21 protein-coding genes, 2 tRNA genes and 1 pseudogene are annotated in these 24,359 nt (G+C 59.7%); 14 read left to right on the plus strand and 10 right to left on the minus strand.

Annotated elements, in window-relative coordinates; all coding sequences use genetic code 11:
• Positions 1-150 precede the first annotated feature (150 nt).
• The 8 genes from AC3WWR_RS11230 to ychF all read left to right on the plus strand — a co-directional run bounded on the left by AC3WWR_RS11230 (position 151) and on the right by ychF (position 7,067).
• Positions 151-1,875 (plus strand): tetratricopeptide repeat protein, encoded by a 1,725-nt coding sequence (locus AC3WWR_RS11230; protein WP_033041358.1) that lies wholly within the window; start codon positions 151-153, stop codon positions 1,873-1,875.
• Positions 1,876-1,879: 4 nt separating this feature from the next.
• Positions 1,880-2,497 carry a lipoprotein insertase outer membrane protein LolB gene (gene lolB, locus AC3WWR_RS11235; protein WP_033041357.1) on the plus strand — a complete coding sequence of 206 codons (618 nt, stop codon included), beginning with the start codon at positions 1,880-1,882 and terminating at the stop codon, positions 2,495-2,497.
• Position 2,498: 1 nt separating this feature from the next.
• A complete protein-coding gene (ispE, locus tag AC3WWR_RS11240) occupies positions 2,499-3,350 on the plus strand; it encodes a 4-(cytidine 5'-diphospho)-2-C-methyl-D-erythritol kinase (protein ID WP_033041355.1) in 852 nt (283 codons plus the stop codon).
• Positions 3,351-3,386: 36 nt separating this feature from the next.
• Positions 3,387-3,461: transfer RNA gene (locus AC3WWR_RS11245), tRNA-Gln, on the plus strand.
• 45 nt (positions 3,462-3,506) lie between these two features.
• Entirely contained in the window at positions 3,507-4,448 is a 942-nt protein-coding gene (locus AC3WWR_RS11250; RefSeq protein WP_003171603.1) for a ribose-phosphate pyrophosphokinase, read from the plus strand.
• A 142-nt stretch (positions 4,449-4,590) separates the two neighbouring features.
• The gene (locus tag AC3WWR_RS11255) at positions 4,591-5,190 is read left to right on the plus strand and encodes a 50S ribosomal protein L25/general stress protein Ctc (protein WP_007981839.1); all 600 of its coding nucleotides are present in this window, start codon (positions 4,591-4,593) and stop codon (positions 5,188-5,190) included.
• A 169-nt stretch (positions 5,191-5,359) separates the two neighbouring features.
• Positions 5,360-5,944 (plus strand): aminoacyl-tRNA hydrolase, encoded by a 585-nt coding sequence (gene pth, locus AC3WWR_RS11260; RefSeq protein ID WP_020799735.1) that lies wholly within the window; start codon positions 5,360-5,362, stop codon positions 5,942-5,944.
• A gap of 22 nt (positions 5,945-5,966) precedes the next feature.
• Entirely contained in the window at positions 5,967-7,067 is a 1,101-nt protein-coding gene (gene ychF, locus AC3WWR_RS11265) for a redox-regulated ATPase YchF (RefSeq protein WP_168758944.1), read from the plus strand.
• 64 nt (positions 7,068-7,131) lie between these two features.
• On the opposite strand, the gene AC3WWR_RS11270 is transcribed toward ychF, so the two are convergent.
• Together AC3WWR_RS11270 and AC3WWR_RS11275 are read right to left on the minus strand one after the other, a co-directional pair.
• Positions 7,132-9,333 (minus strand): OsmC domain/YcaO domain-containing protein, encoded by a 2,202-nt coding sequence (locus tag AC3WWR_RS11270; RefSeq protein ID WP_492598699.1) that lies wholly within the window; start codon positions 9,331-9,333, stop codon positions 7,132-7,134.
• A 100-nt stretch (positions 9,334-9,433) separates the two neighbouring features.
• The gene (locus tag AC3WWR_RS11275) at positions 9,434-10,651 is read right to left on the minus strand and encodes an MFS transporter (RefSeq protein WP_492598700.1); all 1,218 of its coding nucleotides are present in this window, start codon (positions 10,649-10,651) and stop codon (positions 9,434-9,436) included.
• A 242-nt stretch (positions 10,652-10,893) separates the two neighbouring features.
• On the opposite strand from AC3WWR_RS11275, the gene AC3WWR_RS11280 reads away from it, so the two are divergent.
• Positions 10,894-10,970, plus strand: a tRNA-Met gene (locus AC3WWR_RS11280).
• Between the two features lie 182 nt (positions 10,971-11,152).
• Here AC3WWR_RS11280 and AC3WWR_RS11285 read toward each other — a convergent pair.
• Positions 11,153-12,262 (minus strand): DUF2817 domain-containing protein, encoded by a 1,110-nt coding sequence (locus tag AC3WWR_RS11285; RefSeq protein WP_492598701.1) that lies wholly within the window; start codon positions 12,260-12,262, stop codon positions 11,153-11,155.
• Between the two features lie 154 nt (positions 12,263-12,416).
• On the opposite strand from AC3WWR_RS11285, the gene ggt reads away from it, so the two are divergent.
• Positions 12,417-14,249: a gamma-glutamyltransferase gene (gene ggt, locus AC3WWR_RS11290; RefSeq protein WP_492598702.1), complete on the plus strand. Its 1,833-nt coding sequence runs from the start codon at positions 12,417-12,419 to the stop codon at positions 14,247-14,249.
• Positions 14,250-14,300: 51 nt separating this feature from the next.
• On the opposite strand, the gene ddlA is transcribed toward ggt, so the two are convergent.
• From ddlA to AC3WWR_RS11310, 4 genes and pseudogenes are all read right to left on the minus strand, one after another.
• Complete coding sequence (gene ddlA, locus AC3WWR_RS11295; protein ID WP_492598703.1) at positions 14,301-15,395, minus strand: D-alanine--D-alanine ligase; 1,095 nt, start codon at positions 15,393-15,395, stop codon at positions 14,301-14,303.
• Between the two features lie 87 nt (positions 15,396-15,482).
• Positions 15,483-16,043, minus strand: coding sequence for a methyl-accepting chemotaxis protein (locus AC3WWR_RS11300; RefSeq protein WP_420850702.1), 561 nt, complete (start codon positions 16,041-16,043; stop codon positions 15,483-15,485).
• Positions 16,023-16,799, minus strand: a pseudogene (locus AC3WWR_RS11305) (PAS domain-containing protein); the annotation flags it as partial. The pseudogene AC3WWR_RS11305 and the gene AC3WWR_RS11300, both read right to left, overlap by 21 nt.
• 128 nt (positions 16,800-16,927) lie before the next feature.
• Positions 16,928-18,241, minus strand: a complete 1,314-nt coding sequence (locus AC3WWR_RS11310) for an MFS transporter (protein WP_042955697.1) — start codon at positions 18,239-18,241, stop codon at positions 16,928-16,930.
• Positions 18,242-18,441: 200 nt separating this feature from the next.
• On the opposite strand from AC3WWR_RS11310, the gene AC3WWR_RS11315 reads away from it, so the two are divergent.
• From AC3WWR_RS11315 to AC3WWR_RS11325, 3 genes are all read left to right on the plus strand, one after another.
• Positions 18,442-19,860: a short-chain fatty acid transporter gene (locus tag AC3WWR_RS11315; RefSeq protein WP_033039034.1), complete on the plus strand. Its 1,419-nt coding sequence runs from the start codon at positions 18,442-18,444 to the stop codon at positions 19,858-19,860.
• Positions 19,861-20,027: 167 nt separating this feature from the next.
• On the plus strand, positions 20,028-20,348 hold the full coding sequence (locus AC3WWR_RS11320) for a hypothetical protein (protein ID WP_020799725.1): 321 nt from the start codon (positions 20,028-20,030) through the stop codon (positions 20,346-20,348).
• A 150-nt stretch (positions 20,349-20,498) separates the two neighbouring features.
• Positions 20,499-21,671: a hypothetical protein gene (locus AC3WWR_RS11325; protein ID WP_492598704.1), complete on the plus strand. Its 1,173-nt coding sequence runs from the start codon at positions 20,499-20,501 to the stop codon at positions 21,669-21,671.
• A gap of 82 nt (positions 21,672-21,753) precedes the next feature.
• Here the strand turns inward: AC3WWR_RS11325 and can are convergent, their stop codons facing one another.
• Positions 21,754-22,398, minus strand: a complete 645-nt coding sequence (gene can / locus AC3WWR_RS11330) for a carbonate dehydratase (protein WP_008055619.1) — start codon at positions 22,396-22,398, stop codon at positions 21,754-21,756.
• A 167-nt stretch (positions 22,399-22,565) separates the two neighbouring features.
• Between can and AC3WWR_RS11335 the strand changes: the two genes are divergently transcribed.
• A complete protein-coding gene (locus AC3WWR_RS11335) occupies positions 22,566-22,970 on the plus strand; it encodes a hypothetical protein (RefSeq protein WP_020799723.1) in 405 nt (134 codons plus the stop codon).
• A gap of 140 nt (positions 22,971-23,110) precedes the next feature.
• Here the strand turns inward: AC3WWR_RS11335 and rimI are convergent, their stop codons facing one another.
• Positions 23,111-23,563 (minus strand): ribosomal protein S18-alanine N-acetyltransferase, encoded by a 453-nt coding sequence (gene rimI / locus AC3WWR_RS11340; protein ID WP_007978046.1) that lies wholly within the window; start codon positions 23,561-23,563, stop codon positions 23,111-23,113.
• Entirely contained in the window at positions 23,556-24,296 is a 741-nt protein-coding gene (locus tag AC3WWR_RS11345) for an energy transducer TonB (protein ID WP_168759232.1), read from the minus strand. The genes rimI and AC3WWR_RS11345 overlap by 8 nt, the downstream gene beginning before the upstream one ends.
• Positions 24,297-24,359: the final 63 nt, after the last annotated feature.

The following is a 24,359-nucleotide window of genomic DNA, read 5'->3' on the forward strand; positions in this document are numbered from 1 at the left end:
AAAAGCAAAATCAAAAGATCGCAGCCTGCGGCAGCTCCTACAGGGTGGGGCCGGGCATGGGGTGTGACGGTAAATTGCCGGGGCCGGTTATGTTTGACCGAAGGCTTGTGTCATGATGATCCGACCGCAGGTTAGTCGTCCTCTTCCTATATGAATAGATCTTCCGCGTTGCTCCTCGCCCTTGTCTTTCTCAGCGGCTGCCAGGCCTTGGCTCCCGTGTCGACGGATGACCCGTCGCCGGTCGAAGACTCCACCCCGGCCCCTGAAAAGCCCAAGGTCTACAGTTCATTCAGCGAAGACACCGTCTTCAGCCTGCTGAGTGCGGAGCTGGCTGGCCAGCGCAATCGTTTCGACATCGCCCTGGACAACTACGTGACCCAGGCCATCAATACCCAGGATCCGGGCATCTCCGAGCGGGCATTCCGCATTGCCGAGTACCTGGGCGCCGACCAGGCCGCCCTGGACACGGCACTGATCTGGGCCAAAAACGCGCCGGACGACCTTGAGGCCCAGCGGGCCGCCGCCGTGCAGTTGGCACGCGCCGGGCGCTATGACGATTCCATGGTCTACATGGAGAAAGTGCTGCAGGGCAAGGGCGATACCCATTTCGACTTCCTCGCTCTGTCCGCGGCCGATACCGACCAGGACACGCGCAATGGCCTGATGAAAAGTTTTGACCGTTTGCTGCAGCGCCACCCGAACAACGGCCAGCTGATTTTCGGCAAGGCTTTGCTGCTGCAACAGGATGGCGACACCAAAGGCGCACTGACCCTGCTGGAAGACAATCCGCCGGACGATGGAGAAATCGCCCCCATCCTGCTGCGCGCACGCTTGCTGCAGTCCCTTGATCGCGGCGACGAAGCCTTGCCCCTGCTGCAAAAAGGCATCAAGAAGTATCCGGATGACAAGCGCCTTCGCCTGACTTACGCGCGCATGCTGGTTGAACAGGACCGCATGGATGATGCCAAGGCCGAGTTCTCAAGCCTGGTGCAGCAATACCCCGAAGACGACGACCTGCGTTATTCCCTGGCGCTCGTCTGCCTGGAGGCCAAAGCCTGGGACGAGGCCAAGGGCTACCTTGAAGACCTGATCGCCCGTGACAGCCATGTCGACTCGGCGCACCTGAACCTTGGGCGCATTGCTGAAGAACGTAACGATCCCCAAGGCGCGCTGATCGAGTACGACCAGGTCGGCCCGGGTAACGACTATTTGCCTGCACAACTGCGTCAGGCCGACATTCTGATGAATAACGGCAAGACTGCCGAAGCCCAGCGCAAGCTGGCGGCAGAGCGCGATGAGCAACCGGATTATGCGATCCAGTTGTACCTGATCGAAGCCGAAACCCTGTCCGCCAACAAACAGGGGGACAAGGCCTGGAAAGTCCTGGAGCAAGCGCTGCAAAAATACCCGGACGACCTGAATCTGCTCTATACCCGTGCCATGCAGGCGGAAAAACGCAATGACCTGGCACAAATGGAAAAAGACCTGCGCCTGATCATCAAGCGCGATCCAGACAATGCCATGGCATTGAACGCCCTCGGTTATACCCTGTCTGACCGCACGACGCGGTACGCCGAAGCCAAGGCGCTGATCGAGCAAGCGCACCGGATCACTCCGGAAGACCCGGCGGTTCTCGACAGCCTCGGCTGGGTGAACTACCGCATGGGCAATCTCGACGAAGCCGAGCGCCTGCTGCGCCAGGCCCTGGAGCGCTTCCCCGACCAGGAAGTCGCCGCCCACCTCGGTGAAGTCCTGTGGGCCAATGGCAAGCAACGCGAAGCGCGGCAAATCTGGGGCAAGTTCCTCAAGGATCAGCCCGACAGCCCTACCCTGCGCAGTACCATCAAGCGCCTGACCGGATCAGAGACTCTTTAAGATTATGTTTTTGCGCCACCTCATCGTATTCAGTTTTATCGCCCTGCTCGCCGGCTGTGCGGGTTTCACTGCCCGCGAATCGGTCGTGGGCCACGGCAACCCAGCGCAATGGCGCGAGCACAAACTGCAACTTGCGAGTCTTGATGGCTGGCAGATCGACGGCAAGATCGGCATCCGCGCGCCCAAGGATTCCGGCAGCGGCACGCTGTTCTGGCTGCAACGCCAGGAATACTACGACATCCGCCTCTCGGGCCCATTGGGTCGCGGTGCAGCGCGCCTGACCGGGCGTCCGGGCAAGGTTTCCCTGGAGGTCGCTAACCAGGGACGCTACGAAGCGCCTTCCCCGGATGCCCTGCTTGAAGAACAGCTGGGCTGGAAGCTGCCGGTTTCCAACCTGGCCTGGTGGGTCCGCGGGCTCCCGGCACCGGACAGCAAAAGCCGCTTGACGCTCGATGGCGACAGCCGCCTGGCTAACCTCGAACAGGACGGCTGGCAGGTCGAGTACACGGCCTACACCGAGCAGAATGGTTACTGGTTGCCCGAGCGGATCAAACTGCACGGCACCGACCTGGATGTCACGCTGGTGATCAAGGCCTGGCAACCACGCAAATTGGGGCAATGACATGCCAACCAATCGCCTGACCCTGCCGTCGCCTGCCAAACTCAATTTGATGCTGCACATTCTGGGTCGCCGCGAAGACGGCTACCATGAGCTACAGACGCTGTTTCAATTTCTCGACTACGGCGACGAAATCACCTTTGCCGTGCGCGACGACGGTGTCATTTGCCTGCACACCGAGTTCGAAGGCGTCCCCCACGACAGTAACTTGATCGTCAAGGCCGCGAAAAAACTTCAGGCGCAATCCGGCTGCTCGCTCGGTATTGATATCTGGATCGATAAAGTCCTGCCCATGGGCGGCGGCATCGGCGGCGGCAGTTCGAATGCCGCCACCACCCTGCTCGGCCTCAATCACCTCTGGCAACTGGGTTGGGACGAGGATCGGCTGGCCGCGCTGGGCTTGACGCTGGGCGCCGATGTCCCGGTTTTCGTGCGCGGCCATGCGGCTTTCGCCGAGGGCGTGGGCGAGAAACTGACCCCTGTCGACCCGGAGGAACCCTGGTATCTCGTGCTGGTGCCGCAAGTCTCTGTAAGTACGGCAGAAATTTTTTCAGATCCGTTGTTGACACGTAACACTCCTCCCATTAAAGTGCGCCCCGTTCCCAAGGGAAACAGTCGAAATGACTGCTTGCCGGTGGTAGCAAGGCGTTATCCAGAGGTACGTAACGCATTGAATTTGTTAGGTAATTTTACCGAAGCAAAACTCACCGGAACTGGAAGTTGTGTGTTTGGGGGCTTCCCAAGCAAAGCTGAAGCTGATAAAGTCTCGGCCCTTCTTACAGAGACCCTTACAGGGTTTGTAGCAAAAGGAAGCAACATCTCGATGTTGCATCGCAAGCTGCAAAGTCTGCTCTAAAGGAACCGATTACTGGGTAATCGTTGCAACAGATACAGGGGCGTCGCCAAGCGGTAAGGCAGCAGGTTTTGATCCTGCCATGCGTTGGTTCGAATCCAGCCGCCCCTGCCATTTTCTATACTCATCCAGGTTACCCTCAGCCTCTAGGTACTGCGCGTGTCCAAGATGATGGTCTTTACGGGGAATGCTAACCCCGATCTGGCTCGGCGTGTCGTACGTCAGCTGCATATCCCTCTCGGTGACATCTCTGTCGGTAAATTCTCCGACGGCGAAATTACAGCCGAGATCAATGAAAACGTCCGCGGTAAAGATGTCTTCATTATTCAGCCGACTTGCGCTCCGACCAACGATAACCTGATGGAACTGGTAGTGATGGCTGATGCCTTCCGCCGCTCCTCGGCTACTCGTATCACTGCTGTTATTCCTTACTTTGGTTATGCCCGCCAGGATCGCCGTCCGCGTTCCGCACGTGTAGCTATCAGCGCGAAAGTCGTGGCTGACATGCTTACCGTAGTCGGCATCGACCGTGTTCTCACGGTTGATCTGCATGCTGACCAAATCCAGGGTTTCTTCGATATTCCGGTAGATAACATCTACGGCTCCCCGGTTCTGGTGGATGACATTGAAGATCAGCGCTTCGAAAACCTGATGATCGTATCCCCGGACATTGGTGGTGTCGTGCGTGCACGTGCCGTTGCCAAATCCCTGGGCGTGGATCTCGGGATCATCGACAAACGCCGTGAGAAAGCCAATCACTCTGAAGTGATGCATATCATCGGTGATGTCGAAGGGCGTACCTGTATTCTGGTCGATGACATGGTCGATACCGCCGGCACCCTGTGCCACGCGGCCAAGGCCTTGAAAGAGCATGGCGCTGCCAAGGTTTTCGCCTACTGCACGCACCCTGTGTTGTCCGGTCGGGCGATCGAAAACATCGAAAATTCCGTGCTGGACGAGCTGGTGGTGACTAACACCATCCCGCTGTCCGCTGCAGCACAAGCCTGTGCGCGTATCCGCCAACTGGATATCGCACCGGTAGTTGCCGAGGCGGTTCGCCGCATCAGCAATGAAGAATCGATCAGCGCGATGTTCCGCTAAGGGCCCTGCCCTTCTCGAAATGTCTCGTTGACGAAAAGCGCCCCGCCCCGGCATTCCTGTCGGGGCGGGGCTTTTTTGCCCATATCGCCTTTAGCGCTGGTCGCAAACGCTGGGGCGAGTGTGGTTATTTTGGAGATACAACATGAACGATTTTACTCTGAATGCTGAAGTGCGTTCCGACCTGGGGAAAGGTGCGAGCCGCCGCCTGCGTCGTCTCGCAAGCCTGGTTCCAGCTGTAGTTTACGGTGGCGACAAAGCCCCTGAATCCATCAGCATGCTGGCCAAAGAAGTTGCCAAACTGCTCGAAAACGAAGCGGCTTACAGCCACATCATCGAGCTGAACGTTGGTGGCACCAAGCAAAACGTCGTAATCAAAGCTCTGCAACGTCACCCGGCCAAAGGCCACGTGATGCACGCTGACTTCGTACGCGTAGTTGCCGGCCAGAAGCTGACCGCTATCGTTCCAGTGCACTTCATCAACGAAGAAGCACCGACCAAGAAAGGCGGCGAAATCTCGCACGTTGTTGCCGAGATTGAAGTTTCCTGCCTGCCGAAAGATCTGCCTGAGTTCATCGAAGTCGACCTGGCTGACGCTGAAATCGGTTCGATCATTCACCTGTCCGACCTCAAAGCCCCTAAAGGCGTTGAGTTTGTTGCTCTGGCACACGGCGATGACAAGGCTGTTGCCAACGTCCACGCTCCACGTGTTGCTCCAGAAGCTGCAGAAGGCGCTGCAGAGTAATTTACTCTGCGTTGCCGGAGTGACCGGAAACATCGCGGACTAGAGCGTAGCGAGAAAGCGGGCGAGAACGCGGAGTTTACATCATGGTAAATGAGCATTTTTCGTCCACTTTCGCCGCACTCCCTGATTGCGGCGATGTTATCCACCACTCCAATGAAGGGCCCCTATCGTGACTGCCATTAAACTGATCGTTGGCTTGGGAAATCCAGGCGCTGAATACGAACAGACCCGGCATAACGCAGGGGCCCTTTTTGTTGAGCGCATCGCGAACGCACAAGGTGTGAACCTTGTGGCGGACCGCAAATATTTCGGCCTGACCGGGCGCTTTTCGCATCAGGGTCAGGATGTTCGTCTGCTGATTCCCACCACGTACATGAACCGTAGCGGCCAGGCCGTGGCGGCCCTTGCAGGTTTCTTCCGCATCAAGCCTGAAGAAATCCTCGTGGCACACGACGAACTCGATCTGCCTCCGGGCGTTGCCAAACTCAAAGTGGGCGGCGGCCATGGCGGTCATAACGGTTTGCGCGACATCATTGCGCAACTGGGCAATCAGAACACTTTCCACCGCCTGCGGCTTGGCATCGGTCACCCGGGCGTCGCCAGCATGGTTTCAAATTTCGTCCTGGGTCGTGCGCCACGCGCCGAACAGGAAAAACTCGATGCCAGCATCGACTTTGCCCTCGGCGTGCTGCCGGATATCCTCGCCGGTGAATGGAACCGCGCGATGAAAAACCTGCACAGCCAGAAGGCCTGACTTTTACCCGAGGGGAAACACCATGGGATTCAATTGCGGCATCGTCGGCCTGCCTAACGTCGGCAAGTCCACCCTGTTCAACGCCCTGACCAAATCCGGTATCGCGGCCGAGAACTTCCCCTTCTGCACCATCGAGCCCAACAGCGGTATCGTGCCGATGCCGGATCCGCGCCTGCAGGCCCTGGCGGAAATCGTCAATCCAAAGCGCATCCTGCCGACCACCATGGAATTCGTCGACATCGCAGGTCTCGTGGCCGGCGCGTCGAAAGGTGAAGGCCTGGGCAACAAGTTTTTGGCCAACATCCGTGAAACCGATGCCATCGCCCACGTGGTCCGCTGCTTCGAAGACGAGAACGTGATTCACGTCTCCAACAGCGTCGACCCGAAACGCGATATCGAAATCATCGACCTGGAACTGATCTTCGCCGACCTCGACAGCTGCGAGAAGCAACTGCAGAAAGTCGCGCGCAACGCCAAGGGCGGCGACAAGGACGCAGTGGTCCAGAAAGGCCTGCTGGAGCAACTGATCGCTCACTTCACCGAAGGCAAGCCGGCGCGCAGCCTGATGAAGAACATGGGCACCGACGAGAAGGCGGTGATCAAGGGCTTCCACCTGCTGACCACCAAGCCGGTCATGTACATCGCCAACGTCGCTGAAGACGGTTTCGAGAACAACCCGCACCTGGACGTGGTCAAGGCCATCGCCGAAGAAGAAGGCGCCATGGTTGTTCCGGTGTGCAACAAGATCGAAGCGGAAATCGCCGAGCTCGATGACGGTGAAGAGAAAGACATGTTCCTCGAAGCCCTGGGTCTCGAAGAGCCTGGCCTGAACCGCGTGATCCGCGCCGGCTACGAAATGCTGCACCTGCAGACTTACTTCACCGCCGGTGTCGAAGAAGTCCGCGCCTGGACCGTGCGAGTCGGTGCCACCGCACCACAAGCTGCAGGCGTGATCCATACCGACTTCGAAAAGGGCTTCATCCGCGCCGAAGTGATCGCCTACAACGACTTCATCCAGTACAAGGGTGAAGCCGGTACCAAGGAAGCAGGCAAATGGCGCCTGGAAGGCAAGGATTACATCGTCAAGGACGGCGACGTGATGCACTTCCGCTTCAACGTCTGACGTTCGCAACCATTAACAAAAAAAGCACCCTGGGGTGCTTTTTTTGTGGGCGCTTTAAACGGGGTTAGCCCGTCACCTTCGCGCGCGCCGCGTGCAGTTTCTTGTAGCTCTCGATCAGTCGCAGATGCCTGTCGAGGCCCTCCAGCTTCATGCTGGTAGGCGTCAAGCCGAAGAAGCGCACGCTGCCGTTCACGGAGCCGATCGCGGCGTCCATGCGCTCGTTGCCGAACATCCGGCGGAAGTTGGCCTCGTAATCGGCCAGCTCCAGGTCCTCGTCCAGTTCCATCTCCAGCACCACGTTCACGGCCTGGTAGAACAAGCCGCGCTCGACCGTGTTGTCGTTGTACTGGAGGAACATTTCCACCAGCTCCTTGGCCTCTTCAAATTTCTGCAAGACGAGATTGAGCAACAACTTCAACTCCAGGATCGTCAACTGACCCCAGACGGTATTGTCGTCGAATTCGATGCCGATCAAGGTGGTGATGTCGGTGTAGTCATCCAGCTCGCTGTCTTCCAGACGCTTGAGCAGTGACTTCAGGCCGGCCTTGTCCAGGCTGTGCAGATTGAGGATGTCCTCGCGGAAAAACAGCGCTTTGTTGGTGTTATCCCAGATCAGGTCGTCAACCGGATAAATTTCCGAGTAGTCCGGCACCAGAATGCGGCAGGCCGTCGCGCCGATGTGCTCATACACCGCCATGTACACTTCTTTGCCCATGCCTTCGAGAATGCCGAACAAGGTCGCGGCTTCCTCGGCATTGGAGTTTTCACCCTGGCCGGAGAAGTCCCACTCCACGAATTCGTAATCGGACTGGGCACTGAAGAAGCGCCACGACACCACGCCGCTCGAATCAATGAAGTGCTCGACGAAGTTGTTAGGCTCAGTCACCGCATGGCCTTCAAAGGTCGGCAGGGGCAAGTCATTGAGGCCTTCGAAGCTGCGGCCCTGCAACAACTCCGTCAGGCTGCGTTCCAGCGCCACTTCCAGGCTCGGGTGCGCGCCGAACGAGGCGAATACACCACCGGTACGCGGGTTCATCAAGGTGACGCACATTACCGGGAACTCGCCCCCCAGGGACGCATCCTTCACCAACACAGGGAACCCCTGCTCTTCCAGCGCCTGGATACCGGCCAGTATCGCGGGGTATTTCGCCAGCACGTCGGCCGGCACATCCGGCAGGGCAAATTCACCTTCGATGATTTCGCGCTTTACCGCGCGCTCGAAGATTTCCGACAAGCACTGCACCTGCGCTTCGGCCAGCGTATTACCGGCGCTCATGCCATTGCTCAGGTACAGGTTTTCGATCAGATTGGAGGGGAAATACACCACCTCGCCGTCTGACTGGCGTACATACGGCAGCGAACAGATGCCGCGCTCTTCGTTGCCCGAGTTGGTGTCGATCAGATGCGAGCCACGCAACTCGCCATCGCGGTTGTAAACCCGCAGGCAGTAGGCGTCGAGAATCTCCGGCGGCAGTTCATCTTTAGGGCCAGGCTGGAACCAGCGTTCGTTCGGGTAGTGTACAAACGCCGCATTGGCGATGTCCTCTCCCCAGAACTGATCGTTGTAGAAGAAGTTACAGTTCAACCGCTCGATGAACTCGCCCAAGGCCGACGCCAACGCGCCCTCTTTGGTCGCGCCCTTGCCATTGGTAAAGCACATAGGCGAGTGCGCATCGCGGATATGCAACGACCACACATTGGGTACGATATTGCGCCACGAAGCGATTTCGATCTTCATGCCCAGGTCGGCCAGAATGCCCGACATGTTGGCGATGGTCTGTTCCAGCGGCAGGTCCTTGCCCACGATGTAGGTGCCCGCCCCTGAACCTGAAATGGCAGCAGGCATCAGCAACGCCTGGGCATCGGCATCCAGGTTCTCCACCTCTTCAATCACGAACTCAGGCCCGGCCTGCACCACCTTTTTCACGGTGCAGCGGTCGATGGAGCGCAAGATGCCCTGACGGTCTTTGTCGGAGATATCTGCCGGCAACTCGACCTGAATCTTGAAAATCTGGTTGTAGCGGTTTTCCGGGTCGACGATGTTGTTCTGCGACAGTCGGATGTTTTCGGTAGGGATATTGCGAGTGTCGCAGTACAACTTCACAAAGTAAGCCGCACACAACGCCGACGAAGCCAGGAAGTAGTCGAACGGACCCGGTGCCGAGCCATCGCCCTTATAGCGGATAGGCTGGTCGGCCACCACGGTGAAGTCATCGAACTTGGCTTCAAGTCGAAGGTTGTCGAGAAAATTGACCTTGATTTCCATGCGGGATACCACAATAGCGAGCAAACGAATGGCCGCCATTATCCGGCTTTTCAGCCGGAAGTCTTGTGCAAGCTCGCGCTAACGGCTTAGTGGCAGGTGATCAGGCCTTTTTGGTGCGTGGTAGGAAAATCGCCAATACGCCCAACAACGGCAGGAACGAACACAGGAAGTACACGTATTCGATGCCATGAATGTCCGCCAGGTGGCCCAGCAGTGCCGCGCCAATCCCACCGAAGCCAAACATCAGGCCGAAGAACACCCCGGCAATCATCCCGACATTGCCTGGCACCAGTTCCTGGGCGTACACCACGATGGCCGAGAAGGCTGAGGCGAGGATGAAGCCGATGACTACACTCAGGACAGTGGTCCAGAACAGGTCCATATGCGGCAGCAGCAATGTGAACGGCGCAACGCCCAGGATCGAGAACCAGATCACCGCCTTGCGCCCGATTTTGTCGCCGATGGGCCCGCCGAAGAAGGTCCCCGCGGCCACCGCACCGAGAAACAGGAACAGGTGCAGCTGCGAACTGGCCACCGACAGGTCGAACTTCTCTATCAGGTAGAAGGTGAAATAACTGGTGAGGCTGGACATGTAGAAGTATTTGGAGAACACCAGCAGCCCGAGCACCACCAGCGCGCTGGTCACCCGCCCCTTGGACAGGCCGTGGGTCGCTGCCTGGCCCTGCTTGAGCTTGAACAGGTTCAAGTGGTTGGCGTACCAGCGACTGATCCGGTACAGCACGAACAGTGCAAACACCGCGAACAAGCCGAACCAGGCCACATTCCCTTGGCCGTAAGGGATGATGATCGCCGCCGCCAGCAACGGACCGAACGCCGAGCCCGCGTTGCCCCCGACCTGGAAGGTCGATTGTGCCAGGCCAAACCGCCCCCCCGAGGCCAGCCGCGCCACGCGAGAAGCTTCCGGGTGAAAGGTCGAGGAGCCAATGCCGATCAAGCCCGCCGCCAGCAGAATCAGCGGGAAGCTGCCGACCACCGACATCATCACGATGCCGATCAAAGTGCAGACCGTACCGGCTGGCAACAGCCAGGGCTTGGGATGGCGGTCAGTGTGGTAGCCGACCCAGGGTTGCAGCAGCGAAGCGGTCAGCTGGAAGGTCAGGGTGATCAGGCCGACCTGGGTGAACGTCAGGCCATAGTTGGCCTTGAGCATCGGGTAGATCGACGGCAGCACCGATTGAATCAGGTCGTTGATCAGGTGCGCCAGTGCCACCGCGCCGATGATGCGCATGACCAGAGGGCTGCTTTGTGAAGGCGCGGACGCCGCCGCAGTGGCGGGCTGAACGTTGCTGATAGCCATGAAATTTCCGAAAAACAGAGGGGTGCACACGGGCAGGTGCGTCAATGTGCCATTTTTCGTTGCGGCAGCGCCATCCCCTTAGCCTGCTAACGACCTCGGTATTGGGCAGATTTCCACTCGATCGATACCCTCCTCCGCCCCGTTTTTTCGGCTCAGGAAGATAAGCGGTTGAAAGTGTAGAGAAATATTTTAAATTTACGCTTGACGCATCTGCATTACCGGTGAATAATGCGCGCCATCTTGGCTACATAGCTCAGTTGGTTAGAGCATAGCATTCATAATGCTGGGGTCCGGGGTTCAAGTCCCTGTGTAGCCACCAAGTGCTAAAAACGGCTTACCGAAAGGTAAGCCGTTTTTTTATGCCTCAAGAAAATGGCTGCTCCTTTGTAGGAGCGAGCATGCTCGCGATGGACTTGAACGATAACGCGGGGAGTCAGGTTCCCCCGCGGTGCATTTGAGTCCATCGCGAGCATGCTCGCTCCTACACCATCATCGTCATCATCAGCAACGAATCGCCGGTAGCGCCGACAACGCCCGCTCCCAGATCTGCCAGGTACGCAGCCAGACCATGGCCTGCCAATCGCTATCGGCCGGATAGAACTGTTCAAGCAGATTCAACTTGATCTCTCGCCCCTGCGCATCGTGGACATTACCGTGCAGATGCAACCAGTGGTCATCGCGCAGATGTCGATGGACGTCCGGCCCCGGATAAGTCCCGCACTCGATCACGAACGGCATCAACCGCACCTGCGGCAGCGCATTGAGCAACGCCTGCGAGGTGTAGCCGGTCGCAGTGGCTGCAACACCGGTTTCGCTCAGGGTGTCGGCGCCGGTGTGCAACGTGTAGAGCCACGGACCGTAAATTGCCTGGGCATCGGCCAGCGCCGGATAAGCCGCTTCGGTGATCGTCAACAACATCGGATGCCCATACTCCCCGGCCCCGGTGTGCAAGTCGAAACACAGGGCGACGTCAGCATGGGCCACGTGCTTTTGCATAATCTGCTGCAATGTGCGATTCGACCAACTGGGGGCCACCCCACCGTAGAACAATCCGTCCGGGTGCGCATGCTGGCCACCTTCGACAATCGACATGACCGCGGGCCATCCGTGGAGGCGGATTTGCTCATCCAGCAAGGCATCGGCCCGATCTCGCTCAGGCCCGCGCAACTGCGTGCAGGCATAAATTTCATGCAGCGCGTCATAAGCCTGGTTATCCGGCAGCGCACGATCGAAGTCCAGGTGATTGCGGTTCAGGTCGATGTTGTCTTCATTGACCCGACGCAGCCACGCCATGCCCCAGGGATTGATCGCATGAATCATCACCACGGCGACATCCGTAGGCAATGAGCGCTTACCGAGCTCCTGCAGCCACTTGATCTGGCAACCCGAGCCATAGAAGCCCTCGACCCCGTGAGTACCGCTCAGCGCGATCAGCAGGCGTTTAGCGCCAGGATCGCCGAGTACCGCTACATCGGTGCCCAAGGCCTCGCCTGATGGCCCCTTGAGAGGATGGGGATACTCGCTCAGCGTCGCACCGGCCGCGGTTGCCGCCGCCAGGAATTGTTCGCGCTGGGAACGGTAGCTGGGCTGGGCTGGAAACTCGCTGTGCATGGCTGCCTCTTGTGGGTCTTGTGGGGTGATCGCTGGCAATGACCCTACAGAAAATCCGTCGATTGATGAAGAGCGACCACGGGACCTGGTTTGCGTCACTGCGAGGTCACCGATACAGTCCCCGGTATATTTATCCCACGGACGGAGTGCCTCCATGTTCCCAGCCTCCCATTCGAGTCGCGCGCGCCTGCCAGCCCTGGCGCTGATCATCACCGCGCTGACCCTTGGTGCCTGCCACAACGCGTCCGCCCCGACGCTGCCCACGGCACCGGAAAACGCGTCCGGTTATCGTACCGACCTGCAGACCCGACACGCTTCACGCCACATGGCCGCAGCCGCCAACCCATTGGCCGCCGAAGCCGGGCGCGAGATGCTGCGTCGGGGCGGTTCGGCCATCGATGCCGCCATTGCCATGCAAGCGGTTCTGACGCTGGTCGAACCGCAGTCCTCGGGCATCGGTGGCGGCGCGTTGATCGTGCTCTGGGATGGCCAATCCGTGCGCGCCTACGACGGGCGCGAAACCGCACCGGCCGGTGCCACCGAGAAACTGTTCCTGCAGGCCGATGGCCAGCCGATGCCCTTCACCCAGGCACAGATTGGCGGGCGCTCGGTGGGAACTCCCGGGGTGTTGCGAGCCCTTGAGCTGGCCCATCGCAAACACGGTCGTTTGCCATGGGCGCAGCTGTTCGAGCCCGCCATCGAATTGGCCGATCAAGGCTTTGTCATCTCGCCTCGCCTGCATCGGTTGATCGCTGCGGATTCGTCCATAAAGCGCTCTGCGGAAATGACGGCCTACTTCCTGAATGCCGATGGCAGCCCGAAAGCCAGCGGCACCCTGTTGAAGAATCCGCCCTTGGCTGCCGCCTTGCAACGCATCGCCAAGGAAGGACCGGATGCCTTGTACAAAGGGCCTATCGCACAAGAGATCGTGGCCAAGGTCCAGGGTCACGCCAACCCGGGCAGCCTGTCGCTGAGCGACCTGGTCAACTACAGCGCCAAGGAACGCGCGCCTTTGTGCACCGACTACAAGCGCTGGCAGGTCTGTGGCATGCCGCCCCCCTCATCGGGCGGGATCGCCATGGCGCAGATCCTCGGCACGCTGCAAGCCCTGGAGACAAGCGACAAGCGTTGGGCCCTGGCGCCGATGCAACCGGTGAAAGCCAGCACAGCCGCTGGCCTCGAACCAACCGCCGAGGCCGTGCACCTGATCAGCGAAGTCGAGCGCCTGGCCTATGCCGATCGCGCGCAGTACGTGGCCGACTCGGACTTCGTGCCAGTGCCCGTCAAGGGCTTGATCGACCCGGCTTACCTGGCCAGCCGGGCGGCGCTGGTCGGCGAGCACAGCATGGACACGGCCAAGCCCGGCACGCCACCGGGCATCCAGGTCGCCTACGCGCCAGACCGCTCCCCCCTGCGCATCTCCACCTCGCAAGTGGTGGCGGTCGATGACCAGGGCGGCGCGGTGTCGATGACCACCACCATCGAATCCGCTTTCGGCTCGCATGTGATGGTCCAGGGCTTCCTGCTCAACAACGAGATGACCGACTTCTCGTTCATTCCCGAAGAGAACGGCCAGAAAGTCGCCAACCGCGTCGAACCCGGCAAGCGTCCGCGCTCGTCCATGGCCCCAACGCTGATCTTCGACCGCCAGAGTGGCGAATTCGTCGCCAGCCTCGGCTCTCCCGGCGGCTCACAAATCATCGAATACGTGGCCAAAACCACCGTCGGCCTGCTCGACTGGAACCTCGATACACAGGCAGCCATCAACCTGCCCAACTTCGGCAGCCGAAATGGCCCGACCGAACTGGAGAGCGGCCAGTTCAGCCCGGCGCTAATCCAAGCACTCAAGGACAAGGGCCACCGCGTCAACGAAATCGACATGACCAGCGGCACCCAGGCGATTGTCCGGGTCAAGGATGCACAGGGGAAGGCGTCGCTGGCCGGTGGGGCTGATCCTCGGCGGGAGGGGGAAACGTTGGGGGATTGAGTCGCTTGCAGCGTGAAGGGGCCTGCCTGGGCGAAGGCAGGCCCATTTTCCTCAACGACTGATTTTCAACGCCCGTCGAGCCTGGTGTTTTTCCAGCGCCAATTCGATCAGCCGCGTGACCAGTTCACTGTAGGTCATCCCCGCTGCCTGCCACAGTTTCGGGTACATGCTGATGCGGGTGAAGCCTGGCAGGGAGTTGATTTCATTGATCAGGACTTCGCCACTGTCAGTCAAAAATACATCGACGCGCGCCAGCCCGGAACAGCCGAGCAGCTGGAACGCCTCGACCGCCATCGCGCGAATGCGTTCGCTGGACTCGACGCTGATATTGGTCGGCACCACGACTTCAGCAGCTTTGTCGTCGATGTACTTGCTGTCGTAGGAATAGAAGCCACTGTGCACCACGATCTCGCCACAGCCGCTGGCGATGGCGTCTTCGTTGCCAAGCACCGCACATTCGATCTCTCGGCCCTTGACCGCCGACTCGATCAGCACTTTTTCATCGAAGCTCAAAGCCAGCTCGACTGCCGCCGCATATTCGGCTTCGTCGCTCACCTTGCTCACACCGACGGAAGAACCCTGGTTGGCCGGCTTGACGAACAGCGGCAGGCCGAGCTTGCCGCTGACCTCGGCAAAGCCTGTGCGCGCGGCGCTGGCGCGGGTCAGGGTGACGAACGGCGTGACGGCCAGGCCGGCATCACGCAACAGGCGCTTGCTGATGTCCTTGTCCATGCAGACCGCCGAACCCAGCACATCGGAACCGACAAACGGCAAGTCGGCCATGCGCAGCAATCCCTGCAGGCAACCGTCTTCGCCAAGGGTGCCGTGGACGATGGGGAATATCACGTCGACGTGACCCAACAGATCGGCACCGGCGGTTTCCACCAATTGCTGGTGGGCCTTGCCTGGAACCACGGCCAATTCGCGATTGGATTGATTGAGCGCGATCAGGGCCGGATTTTCCTGGTTCAGCAGGAAGTTCGAGGGGTCGTTGAGGTGCCAATGGCCTTGCTTGTCGATGCCGATCAACACCGGCTCGAAGCGCGAGCGATCCAGTGCATCGACAATGTTTTTCGCCGACTGCAGCGACACCTCGTGCTCGGTCGAGCGGCCCCCGAAAATAACGCCCACACGCAGTTTACTCATTGCCTGACCTCATCGTGGATGGCTTGCAACCTGGGTAGCCGCCACGTTACGACTGCAAGGTCCTGCCGTCCAGCGGCTCGCAGGGAGTCAGCTCGCCAACTGATTGGCAAACTGCCCCACTGCATTGACCACTTTCTGCGCGCCATCCTGGATCTCGACGATCACCGAGCCTGCTTCCGCCGCCAGCGCCAGACCCTGTTCCGCCTGGAGCTTGCCGTCGGCCATCAGGGCCACGGCGTTGCGCGCCATGTCCTGGTTTTGCCGCACCACGAGGACAATCTCGTCGGTGGCCTGGCTGGTGCGCGAAGCCAGTTGCCGAACCTCGTCCGCCACCACGGCAAAACCTCGTCCCTGCTCACCGGCACGGGCCGCTTCGATGGCCGCATTGAGCGCCAGCAGGTTGGTTTGTTCGGCAATCCCGCTGATGGTCTTGACGATGGTGCCAATTACCAGTGATTGCTCATTCAAGGCTTCGATGCCATCGACAGCGGTTTGCATGTGCCTGGCCAGGTCACGCATCACATCCACCGCCTGCGTCACCACGGCGTTGCCGCGCTGGGCGCTTTGATCGGTTTGCTGCGAGGTGCCGTAGGCAATGTTGGCCGCTTCGGCCACCGCTTGCTCCTGGTTGACCTGATCGGTGATCACCGTGGCGAATTTCACCACTTTGTAGAGTTTATTGTTGGCATCGGTCACCGGGTTGTAGGAGGCCTCCAGCCAGACTGTACGACCGTGGCTGTCGACGCGCTTGAAACGTTCGGCCACGAACTCTCCGGTGTTCAGACGGCGCCAGAACGCCTGGTATTCGGCGCTGTTGTAGTCCTCGGGAAAGCAAAAAGTACGGTGATGCTTGCCCTTGATCTGCGCCAGGCTGTAGCCCATGCCACTGAGAAAGCGCTCGTTGGCGGTCAGCACATTGCCATTGAGGTCGAACTCGATCACCGCTGTCGAACGCACCAGTGCACCGATCAGGTTTTCATGCTCACGGGAGGCCTCGATGGTGCGGGTCAGGTCGCTGGAGAAAATCGAAAAATGCTTGATCCGCCCGTCTGCCGTGCGCACGGGCTGCACAATTGAACGCAACCAGGCTTCCTGGCCAGTGCCACGCAACAGACGCACGGCACCGGCAAAGTGCTCGCCCCGACTCAGTGCGGTCTTGAAACGTAGCTGGAATTCGTCGTTTTTCACATGATCCGGAACGATCTCTTCGATGTGCCGGCCGATCAGCTCGTTGCTCTTGTAGTGCATCTCGCCGAGGAAGTTCTGGTTGACCGACTGCACCCTCCCGTCAATATCGAGGGTCAGCACGAGCATCTCGCTTTCCAGGCTTTCCTTCACTTGCTGCAGGCTGGAGAGTTCTTCGCGAAGAGCCGACAGCTCCTGCTTCAAGCGTTTATTGAACATGGGACGCACCGATGGACTGGAATAGAAAGCGACTTAGAGCCTAGCCATCGGCCTTGCAGGGATTTTCTGAAGAGCGCTTGAGGATTGTCCTACAAATATAATGAAACCGCGCCAATCGTCCCTGCCTATCACGCTGTACCGGCGGCTGGGCAACCGGCGACTCCCGGTGCCCGCGAGCCGAAATACGCCGCACTGCCCACACCCACCGCCCCCATCACCGCGCAAAAAATCACGCAGATCCAGGGGCTCCATGGCATCAGGCCGATCAACAGCAAGGGCGTGATGCTCGCCCAGGCGGCGTAGGCGATGTTGTAGGTGAAGGAAATACCCGAGACGCGAATCCGCGCCGGGAACAGGCTGACCATCACCGATGGCACCGCGCCCACTACTCCGCAACTCAGTCCAGCCACCGCGTAGGCCAGGCCGACCCAGTTGCCACCGCTGATCAGGCAGGTGTAGAGCACGCCGATACCCAGTGGCAGCAACAGGCTATAAAGCATGACGGTACGCCAGGCGCCGATGCGATCGACCAGCAGACCGGCGAGCACGCAGCCAATGTTCAGGAACACGATGCCCAATGCGCTCAGGGCGAAGGTGTGGCTGGCGGTCATGCCGAAGGTTTTTTGCATCATGGTCGGGGTGATGACCACGAACACCACCACCGCTGATGTCAGCACGCAGGTGAGAATCATCGCGGGCAGCAGGGCCAGGCGATGTTCACGCAGGACTGCCCGTAACGGCAACTCGATGGCTGCCTCGCGCCGGGCTTGCATGGCCATGAACACCGGCGTTTCGCTGAGCCAGCGCCGCAACCAGACGCCAATCACGCCAAACACCCCGCCCAGCAGGAAAGGATAACGCCAGGCGTGATCGAGGATTTCCGCTGGAGTAAAAGTCTGCGCCAGGAAGGTTGCCGTCAGGGCGCCAAGCAAATAACCAAAGGTCAGCCCCGCCTGCAGGAAGCCCAGGGCGTAGCCGCGATGGCCGACTGGCGCGTGTTCCGCTACGAATACCCAGGCGCTCGGCACCTCGCCACCCACCGCCGCGCCCTGGAGGACGCGCAGGGCCAACAGCAGCAGTGGCGCGAAATAGCCGATCTGCGCGTAGGTCGGCATGATTCCGATCAGCAGGCACGGCAGCGCCATCATCAGGATGCTCAGGCTGAACACCTTCTTGCGACCCAGACTGTCGGCGAAATGCGCCATCAGGATCCCACCCAGGGGCCGCGCCAGGTACCCGGTGACGAAGATGCCAAAGCTTTGCAGAAGCCGCAGCCACTCAGGCATTTCGGGCGGGAAAAACAGCTGGCTTAAGGTCAGGGCGAAAAATACGAAGATGATGAAGTCGTAGATTTCCAGCGCGCCACCGAGAGCCGCGAGCCCCAGGGTCTTGTAGTCCGAGCGGCTGAATGGCAGCGGACGTGGATCTATATTGGCAGTCATGAAAAGAACTCTGGCACAGGCAAAAACCAAGGCGCCCATGGTCTACGCAAACGCGCCGACGGACAACCCGTTAGACCAAAGTCCCATAGGCCTAAATCAGCGCCGCAAAAAACACTCGTTTGAATTAAGGTTGGCGTCTGTCCAGAGGGGCCTATGCTGCCCCGAAGACCACAACAAACATAATAATTCGAGGTAGTCCCGTGGCCGCTGATATCGAAGATACCCGCTCCGCCCGCTTTGCCCTGCGCTGTTCAAGCTTTGCCGAACGCTGGTTCCCCGACTCCTGGGTATTTGCCGCCCTGGCGGTGATCATTGTCGCCGTGGCCACCATGGCCATGGGCGCCAAGCCGACTGATGCGGCCATGGCCTTTGGTGACGGCTTCTGGAGCCTGATCCCGTTCACCATGCAAATGGCGTTCGTGGTGATCGGCGGTTATGTGGTCGCCAGCTCGCCACCGGCGGTGAAGCTGATCGATCGCCTGGCGAAGTTGCCGAAAAACGGGCGCTCCGCGGTGGCCTGGGTGGCCCTGATTTCCATGGTCGCGTCGCTGCTTAACTGGGGTTTGTCACTGGTGTTTGGCGGCTTGCTGGTGCGCGCCCTTGCCCGCCGTACCGACCTTAAGATGGACTATCGCGCCGCGGGTGCAGCCGCGTACCTGGGGTTGGGCGCGGTGTGGGCCCTGGGCCTGTCTTCGTCTGCTGCGCAGTTGCAGGCCAACCCGGCCAGCCTGCCGCCGTCGATCCTGTCGATTACCGGGGTGATTCCGTTCACCCAAACGATCTTTCTCTGGCAGTCGGGCGTCATGTTGCTGGCCTTGATCGTCATCTCGCTGATCATCGCCTACGCCACTGCCCCCGGCCCGCACACGGCGCGAGACGCCCAGGCCTGTGGCGTCGACCCGAGTTTCAACCTGCCACCACTGCAACCACGCACCCGTCCCGGAGAATGGCTGGAACACAGCCCGCTGCTGACCATCCTGTTGGTGCTGCTGGCGGCTGGGTGGCTGTTCCATGAGTTTTCCACCAAACCTGCGATCAGCGCGATTTCCGGTCTCAACACCTACAACTTCCTGTTCATCATGCTCGGTGCCCTGTTGCACTGGCGCCCGCGCAGCTTCCTCGACGCGGTGGCCCGCGCGGTGCCGACCACCACCGGCGTGCTGATCCAGTTCCCACTGTACGGTTCGATCGCCGCACTGATGACCACGGTCAAGGGCGCCGACGCGCAGACCCTCGCCCACCACATCTCGACCTTCTTCGTGAGCATTGCCTCCCATGACACCTATGCCCTGCTGATGGGCGTGTACTCGGCGATCCTCGGCTTCTTCATTCCGTCCGGCGGCGGTAAATGGATCATCGAAGCACCGTATGTGATGCAAGTGGCGAACGACTTGAACTACCACCTGGGCTGGGCCGTGCAGATCTACAACGCCGCCGAAGCGCTGCCCAACCTGATCAACCCGTTCTACATGCTGCCGCTGCTGGGCGTGCTGGGATTGAAGGCGCGAGACCTGATCGGCTTCTCGTTCGTGCAATTGCTGGTACACACACCACTGGTGCTGGTGCTGCTGTGGGCACTCGGAACGACGCTGGCGTATACGCCGCCGGTGATGCCATAGGGAAGCGGCTACAGCGAGGGTCAGCGCGACCTGAGACTGCGCGTTTTTCTTACAAAACGCGCAGCGTTGTCCCACCCAATCCAACGGCAAGCCCTGACTCTCGCAACCAGCTTCCTTGAATTAACCTGTCCCGGAGTATCAATCACCAAAAACCCAAGGAAGATCCGATGACACCGATATCCAAGACACTGGAAGAGTTGATCAATGAAATTTACCAGGACGGTAACGTCTCGGTGGTTGAGTACAGGGCCCTGCGAGACGATGCCGATCGCCGCATGGACGCCGTTGTCCGCGAATTTGGCCAGCACAACAATGTGACGGCCTTTCAGAAAGCGATGGATGTCGCCATGCAGTTACTGCAAAGCGCCGTCCTCGATGCCAAAAAAGCCAGGCTGAGCGATACCGGTGAGGCTATCGTCAAGGATGCGGTTACCGCACAGGTCGAGTACTTGCGTGCCGGCAGCCAATTGGCGCTACGCCTGTTGTGATCGCCTGACCTCACTCCCCCGCAAACACTGATCGCGGGGCGGATCGCACGCTTCGAAAAAAAGTGCTTGAGGCCTGGTTTTCTGCATCATTGTGTTGATCCAGTATGACGTGCATCTTCGTATCGCGACCACGCTGAAAAGGATCTGAGCATGTTAAGACTCGCAGGCCTCACTCTCGCGGCCCTCACCCTGAGCACCGCTGCTCATGCCGATATCGCCCTGAAGCTGGGCAGCACCGAACGCGTCAGTCGTTTGTTCGCCTATCCCAACAACTGCAACGTGATCTGCTTTCGCAACTGGACGCTGGAGCAGACCGTCGAGCACTACCTGACGCAAAGCGTGCAGCGCGATGGCTATAGCGAGGCCAAGGTCCTGGTCAAAACCGAAAACGGTCAACTCCATGCCGAAATCACGGGCGTGCCCAGGCGCTATGAAAAACCCCTGGCAGCACTGCTTGACGCCGGCGAGCTGGCCTACAACGGTGCGAGCAAACTGAATGCCGACGGCAAGTGGGCCTATAACTGGCATTTTTTCCTGCCACTGGGCATGGCCCTGGAAAACCGCAGAAGCGTCGAGCTGCTGCACTTCCCACCCGATTATTCGCTGACCCAGGCCCAGGATTACCTGAAGTCGGCCACCACGGATCGCTGGGCCACGCTGCTGACCATCAATGGCGTCCCGCCCGAGCAGCTACCGGGCTACCAAACCATTATCGATATCGCCCCGATTGCCGCACCTTCGAACGCCGGCAAGGATCTGGAAGGCGTCTACGACTACTTCAAGGACTACCAGACCAACATGGTCAAGCAGGTGACCGTACATTCCAGCGGCGCGGCCTTGCCAACGGTTGCCTTCGGTGCACCGGTGCGCAATTGGATCAAGCAGCAATACGGGCCAACCGTGAATGTGTTGAGCCTGGTGACAATCAGCCCGGTCGACGGAGTAAAAGTACCGCTATTGGGCGCCAACCATCCCAGCTACATCTGGTACGCCGCCGATCCAGCCAGCTACACCGGCAAAGACGCCCAGGCCCAAGCCGATACTGCGGGCCTGAAAGTCATGGGCCAGGATTTGAGTGCCGCTTGCTGGCAGGCCGCCATGGGCCGTGAAACGGACACCAATCCCGATATCGAGCTGAAAAGCTGCACCCAGACATGGCAAGTAGCCCAGGCCGATAAAACCTGTGCGCTGTTCTACACCTCGATCCGCAAGCTGACCCCGGGACAGGCCGCGGGCAAATGTGCGACAGCATCGATCAAGGCCCAGCTCAAATTGCTCAAGGTGCCAGCGCCAGCCCCGGCGATACCCGCGCCCGCGCTATAGGCTGACGAGTCAACTGACGGAGAGCGCCGACGACCAGATGTTTTTGCAACACTGGCGTCGGCAAAGCGTCTGCTGCGCAGGCTTACAACTTCTCGACCGGACGCAGTCGATACTGCGGTGGCAATTGCTCGAAACCGCTGATCGTGGTGTTCAGGCTTTTCCAGCGACCGTCCTTGATGCCGTAGATGCAACCGTGAATCGACAGGTTCTGCCCGCGGTGCCAGGCATTTTGCACAATGCTGGTATGGGCGACGTTGGCCACTTGCTGAATCACGTTGAGCTCGCAGAGGCGGTCGACCTGCTCCTCTTCGGTGGCCAATTTGGCGAGTTCTTCACGTTTCTCGTAGTAGAGATCGCGAATCGAACGCAGCCAACCGTCGATCAGGCCGAACTGACGGTCCTGCATCGAGGCGCGCACGCCGCCACAGCCATAGTGGCCGGTCACGAGGATATGCTTGACCTTGAGTACGTCGACCGCGTACTGGATCACCGACAGGCAGTTGAGATCCGTATGCAACACCACGTTGGCCACGTTGCGGTGCACGAACAGATCGCCCGGCAGCATGCCGACGATCTCGTTGGCCGGCACCCGCGCATCGGAACAGCCGATCCACAGGTACTCCGGCGTTTGTTGACGAGCCAGCTTGGCGAAGAAGTCAGGATCTTCTTTGGTGATCGCGTCGGCCCAGCGCTCGTTGTTATCAATCAGATCTTGTAATTCGTTCATGCAATGAAGCCTCGATAATGGTGCGCTGCTTTGACAGACAACCGTCCGTCGGGGTCACGCGCGTTATGCAAATGCCCGCCGCTGCCCGTTCATGGCGCTCCATGCCGGTGGAATTCCCTGCAACCCAGTGGGTCCACTCTATAAGGCTAACAGTATGAGGAATTGCCATGACTGATTCACGACGTCCGTACGATGCGGTGCAACCGGAACCCATCGATGATAACGAAGATCGCATGGGCTCGGTGCATGAGCTGGATTTCGACACGGAAGAACCCAGCGCAAAAATCGGCGATGAATTGCCACACAAGGAACGCAAGCAGCTGATACCTGAAGAACGCGTGCGTGAAGCCGGCATGACGGGGGCATCGACCGATGATCATGAATCGACCGATGATGACCTGACCCCGGAAACACTCATCCGTGAGGACGGTGCGCGGGATGCCCAGGAATTGGGTGAAGGTGATCAGGCCGATTGGGACTTGAGCATTGTCGATGAAGACGAGATTGGTGGGGGCAACGGGTTGGACGAGGCAGAGATGGCGCAGAGCGATCCGCTGGACAAGAAACGCTGATCTGTAGGAGCTGCCGCAGGCTCGGGCCGCGTTCGGACGATCTTTTGATCTTGATCTTAAAAATCAAAGATCGTCCGAACGCGGCCCGAGCCTACGGCAGCTACTACGCAGGAATCGGCGTTAAACCAAAACGATGGTGATCAATCCACCAATGTACAGGCCATGACCACCGCATCTTCGCGCCCACCCACCGCCGGGTAGTAATCCCGTCGACGTCCGATCTCGTTGAAACCGTAACGCTCATACAGCTTGAACGCCGCGGTATTGCTGTCGCGCACTTCCAGGAAGCATTCCCGGGCATCGGCCTTGTAGGCGATCGACATCAAATGTTCCAGCAAGGTCAAACCCAGGCCTCGGCCCTGGTTTTCCGGCTTGACGGTGATGTTGAGCAGATGCGCCTCGTCAAGAATGATCTGCACCACCCCATGGCCCACCTGCTGCTGACCTTCGAACATCAGCCAGATCTGATACTTGCCCAGGCCATCGAGAAAAATCCCGCGGGTCCAGGGATGGCTGTAGGCCGCATACTCGATCTTCAGAACAGTTTCCAGGTCCGCCTCGGTCATCGGGCGGAACGATACAGCGTCACTCATTCGATTCTTTCCAACGCGCCATCAGCCGACGCATGGCTTGCCACACGGCGGCCTTGCGCTGTGGCTCTTCCATTAACAATTCCAGGCCCGGTACCGCCCACGCCGAGCCCAGGCCCTCAATCTGCAATTCGCGGTTGAACGCATCAGAGTCCGCTTCACCGGCAAACCGCACCGCGGGCAGGCCGATCAGCCAAAGGCAGGCGCATGGCACTTCTTCCATGCGCACCGAGAGGAAACCTTGCACAAAGTCACGGGCGGCCTCCGGGCCCTGGTCCATAGTCCCACGCACCAGCAGCGGCCAGCGTACTGGCTCGCCGATGATCTGCGGGCTGTCCGGCAGACCGGCGGCTCGCAGCATGTCCTTGAGCAGCAGATAAGCAGGGTCGCGTGCCTGGAAGGATTCACCTGTGGGTAACTCCACCAGCAGCAGGCAGCGGCCGGCTCGCAGCAGTTGCAGGGCAAAGCGCGGCGGCGGCACCGGCGCGACCCTGGCGACCACCGGCGCCTCCTCGGCCGCAGGTTTTGCGCCAGTGCGCGTGCTGGCCAGCGATGGCCGCGGCACCTCGACCTTCACCCGCTCGGCGGGTTTTACCGTAGGCACGACGGGCGTCTCGACCACCGGCACAGGCGCCACGGGAGCCTCGACCAGCGCCTCGGGCGGCTCCAGCAGCTCGGGCCGCGACGGGGCGGCAAAGGGCAATTCGGTGCGCGGCAACCAGTTGACCACCTGCATGGCGTTCAAATAAGCGCGACGACGGGACTCGATAAGCAAAGGTCGGCCACTTGTGGATAACTA

The organism is Pseudomonas sp. EB271-G4-1 (assembly GCF_058791355.1).

Coding starts and splice junctions, on each gene's coding strand:
- AC3WWR_RS11285 (WP_492598701.1), bottom strand. CDS start 12,262: ATGCACAGCGAGTTTCCAGCCCAGCCCAGCTACCGTTCCCAGCGCGAA.
- rimI (WP_007978046.1), bottom strand. CDS start 23,563: ATGAGTGACGCTGTATCGTTCCGCCCGATGACCGAGGCGGACCTGGAA.
- AC3WWR_RS11230 (WP_033041358.1), top strand. CDS start 151: ATGAATAGATCTTCCGCGTTGCTCCTCGCCCTTGTCTTTCTCAGCGGC.
- AC3WWR_RS11325 (WP_492598704.1), top strand. CDS start 20,499: ATGTTAAGACTCGCAGGCCTCACTCTCGCGGCCCTCACCCTGAGCACC.
- AC3WWR_RS11335 (WP_020799723.1), top strand. CDS start 22,566: ATGACTGATTCACGACGTCCGTACGATGCGGTGCAACCGGAACCCATC.
- ggt (WP_492598702.1), top strand. CDS start 12,417: ATGTTCCCAGCCTCCCATTCGAGTCGCGCGCGCCTGCCAGCCCTGGCG.
- ddlA (WP_492598703.1), bottom strand. CDS start 15,395: ATGAGTAAACTGCGTGTGGGCGTTATTTTCGGGGGCCGCTCGACCGAG.
- AC3WWR_RS11345 (WP_168759232.1), bottom strand. CDS start 24,296: ATGCAGGTGGTCAACTGGTTGCCGCGCACCGAATTGCCCTTTGCCGCC.
- AC3WWR_RS11275 (WP_492598700.1), bottom strand. CDS start 10,651: ATGGCTATCAGCAACGTTCAGCCCGCCACTGCGGCGGCGTCCGCGCCT.
- AC3WWR_RS11320 (WP_020799725.1), top strand. CDS start 20,028: ATGACACCGATATCCAAGACACTGGAAGAGTTGATCAATGAAATTTAC.
- can (WP_008055619.1), bottom strand. CDS start 22,398: ATGAACGAATTACAAGATCTGATTGATAACAACGAGCGCTGGGCCGAC.
- AC3WWR_RS11270 (WP_492598699.1), bottom strand. CDS start 9,333: ATGGAAATCAAGGTCAATTTTCTCGACAACCTTCGACTTGAAGCCAAG.
- ychF (WP_168758944.1), top strand. CDS start 5,967: ATGGGATTCAATTGCGGCATCGTCGGCCTGCCTAACGTCGGCAAGTCC.
- lolB (WP_033041357.1), top strand. CDS start 1,880: ATGTTTTTGCGCCACCTCATCGTATTCAGTTTTATCGCCCTGCTCGCC.
- ispE (WP_033041355.1), top strand. CDS start 2,499: ATGCCAACCAATCGCCTGACCCTGCCGTCGCCTGCCAAACTCAATTTG.
- AC3WWR_RS11310 (WP_042955697.1), bottom strand. CDS start 18,241: ATGACTGCCAATATAGATCCACGTCCGCTGCCATTCAGCCGCTCGGAC.
- AC3WWR_RS11255 (WP_007981839.1), top strand. CDS start 4,591: ATGAACGATTTTACTCTGAATGCTGAAGTGCGTTCCGACCTGGGGAAA.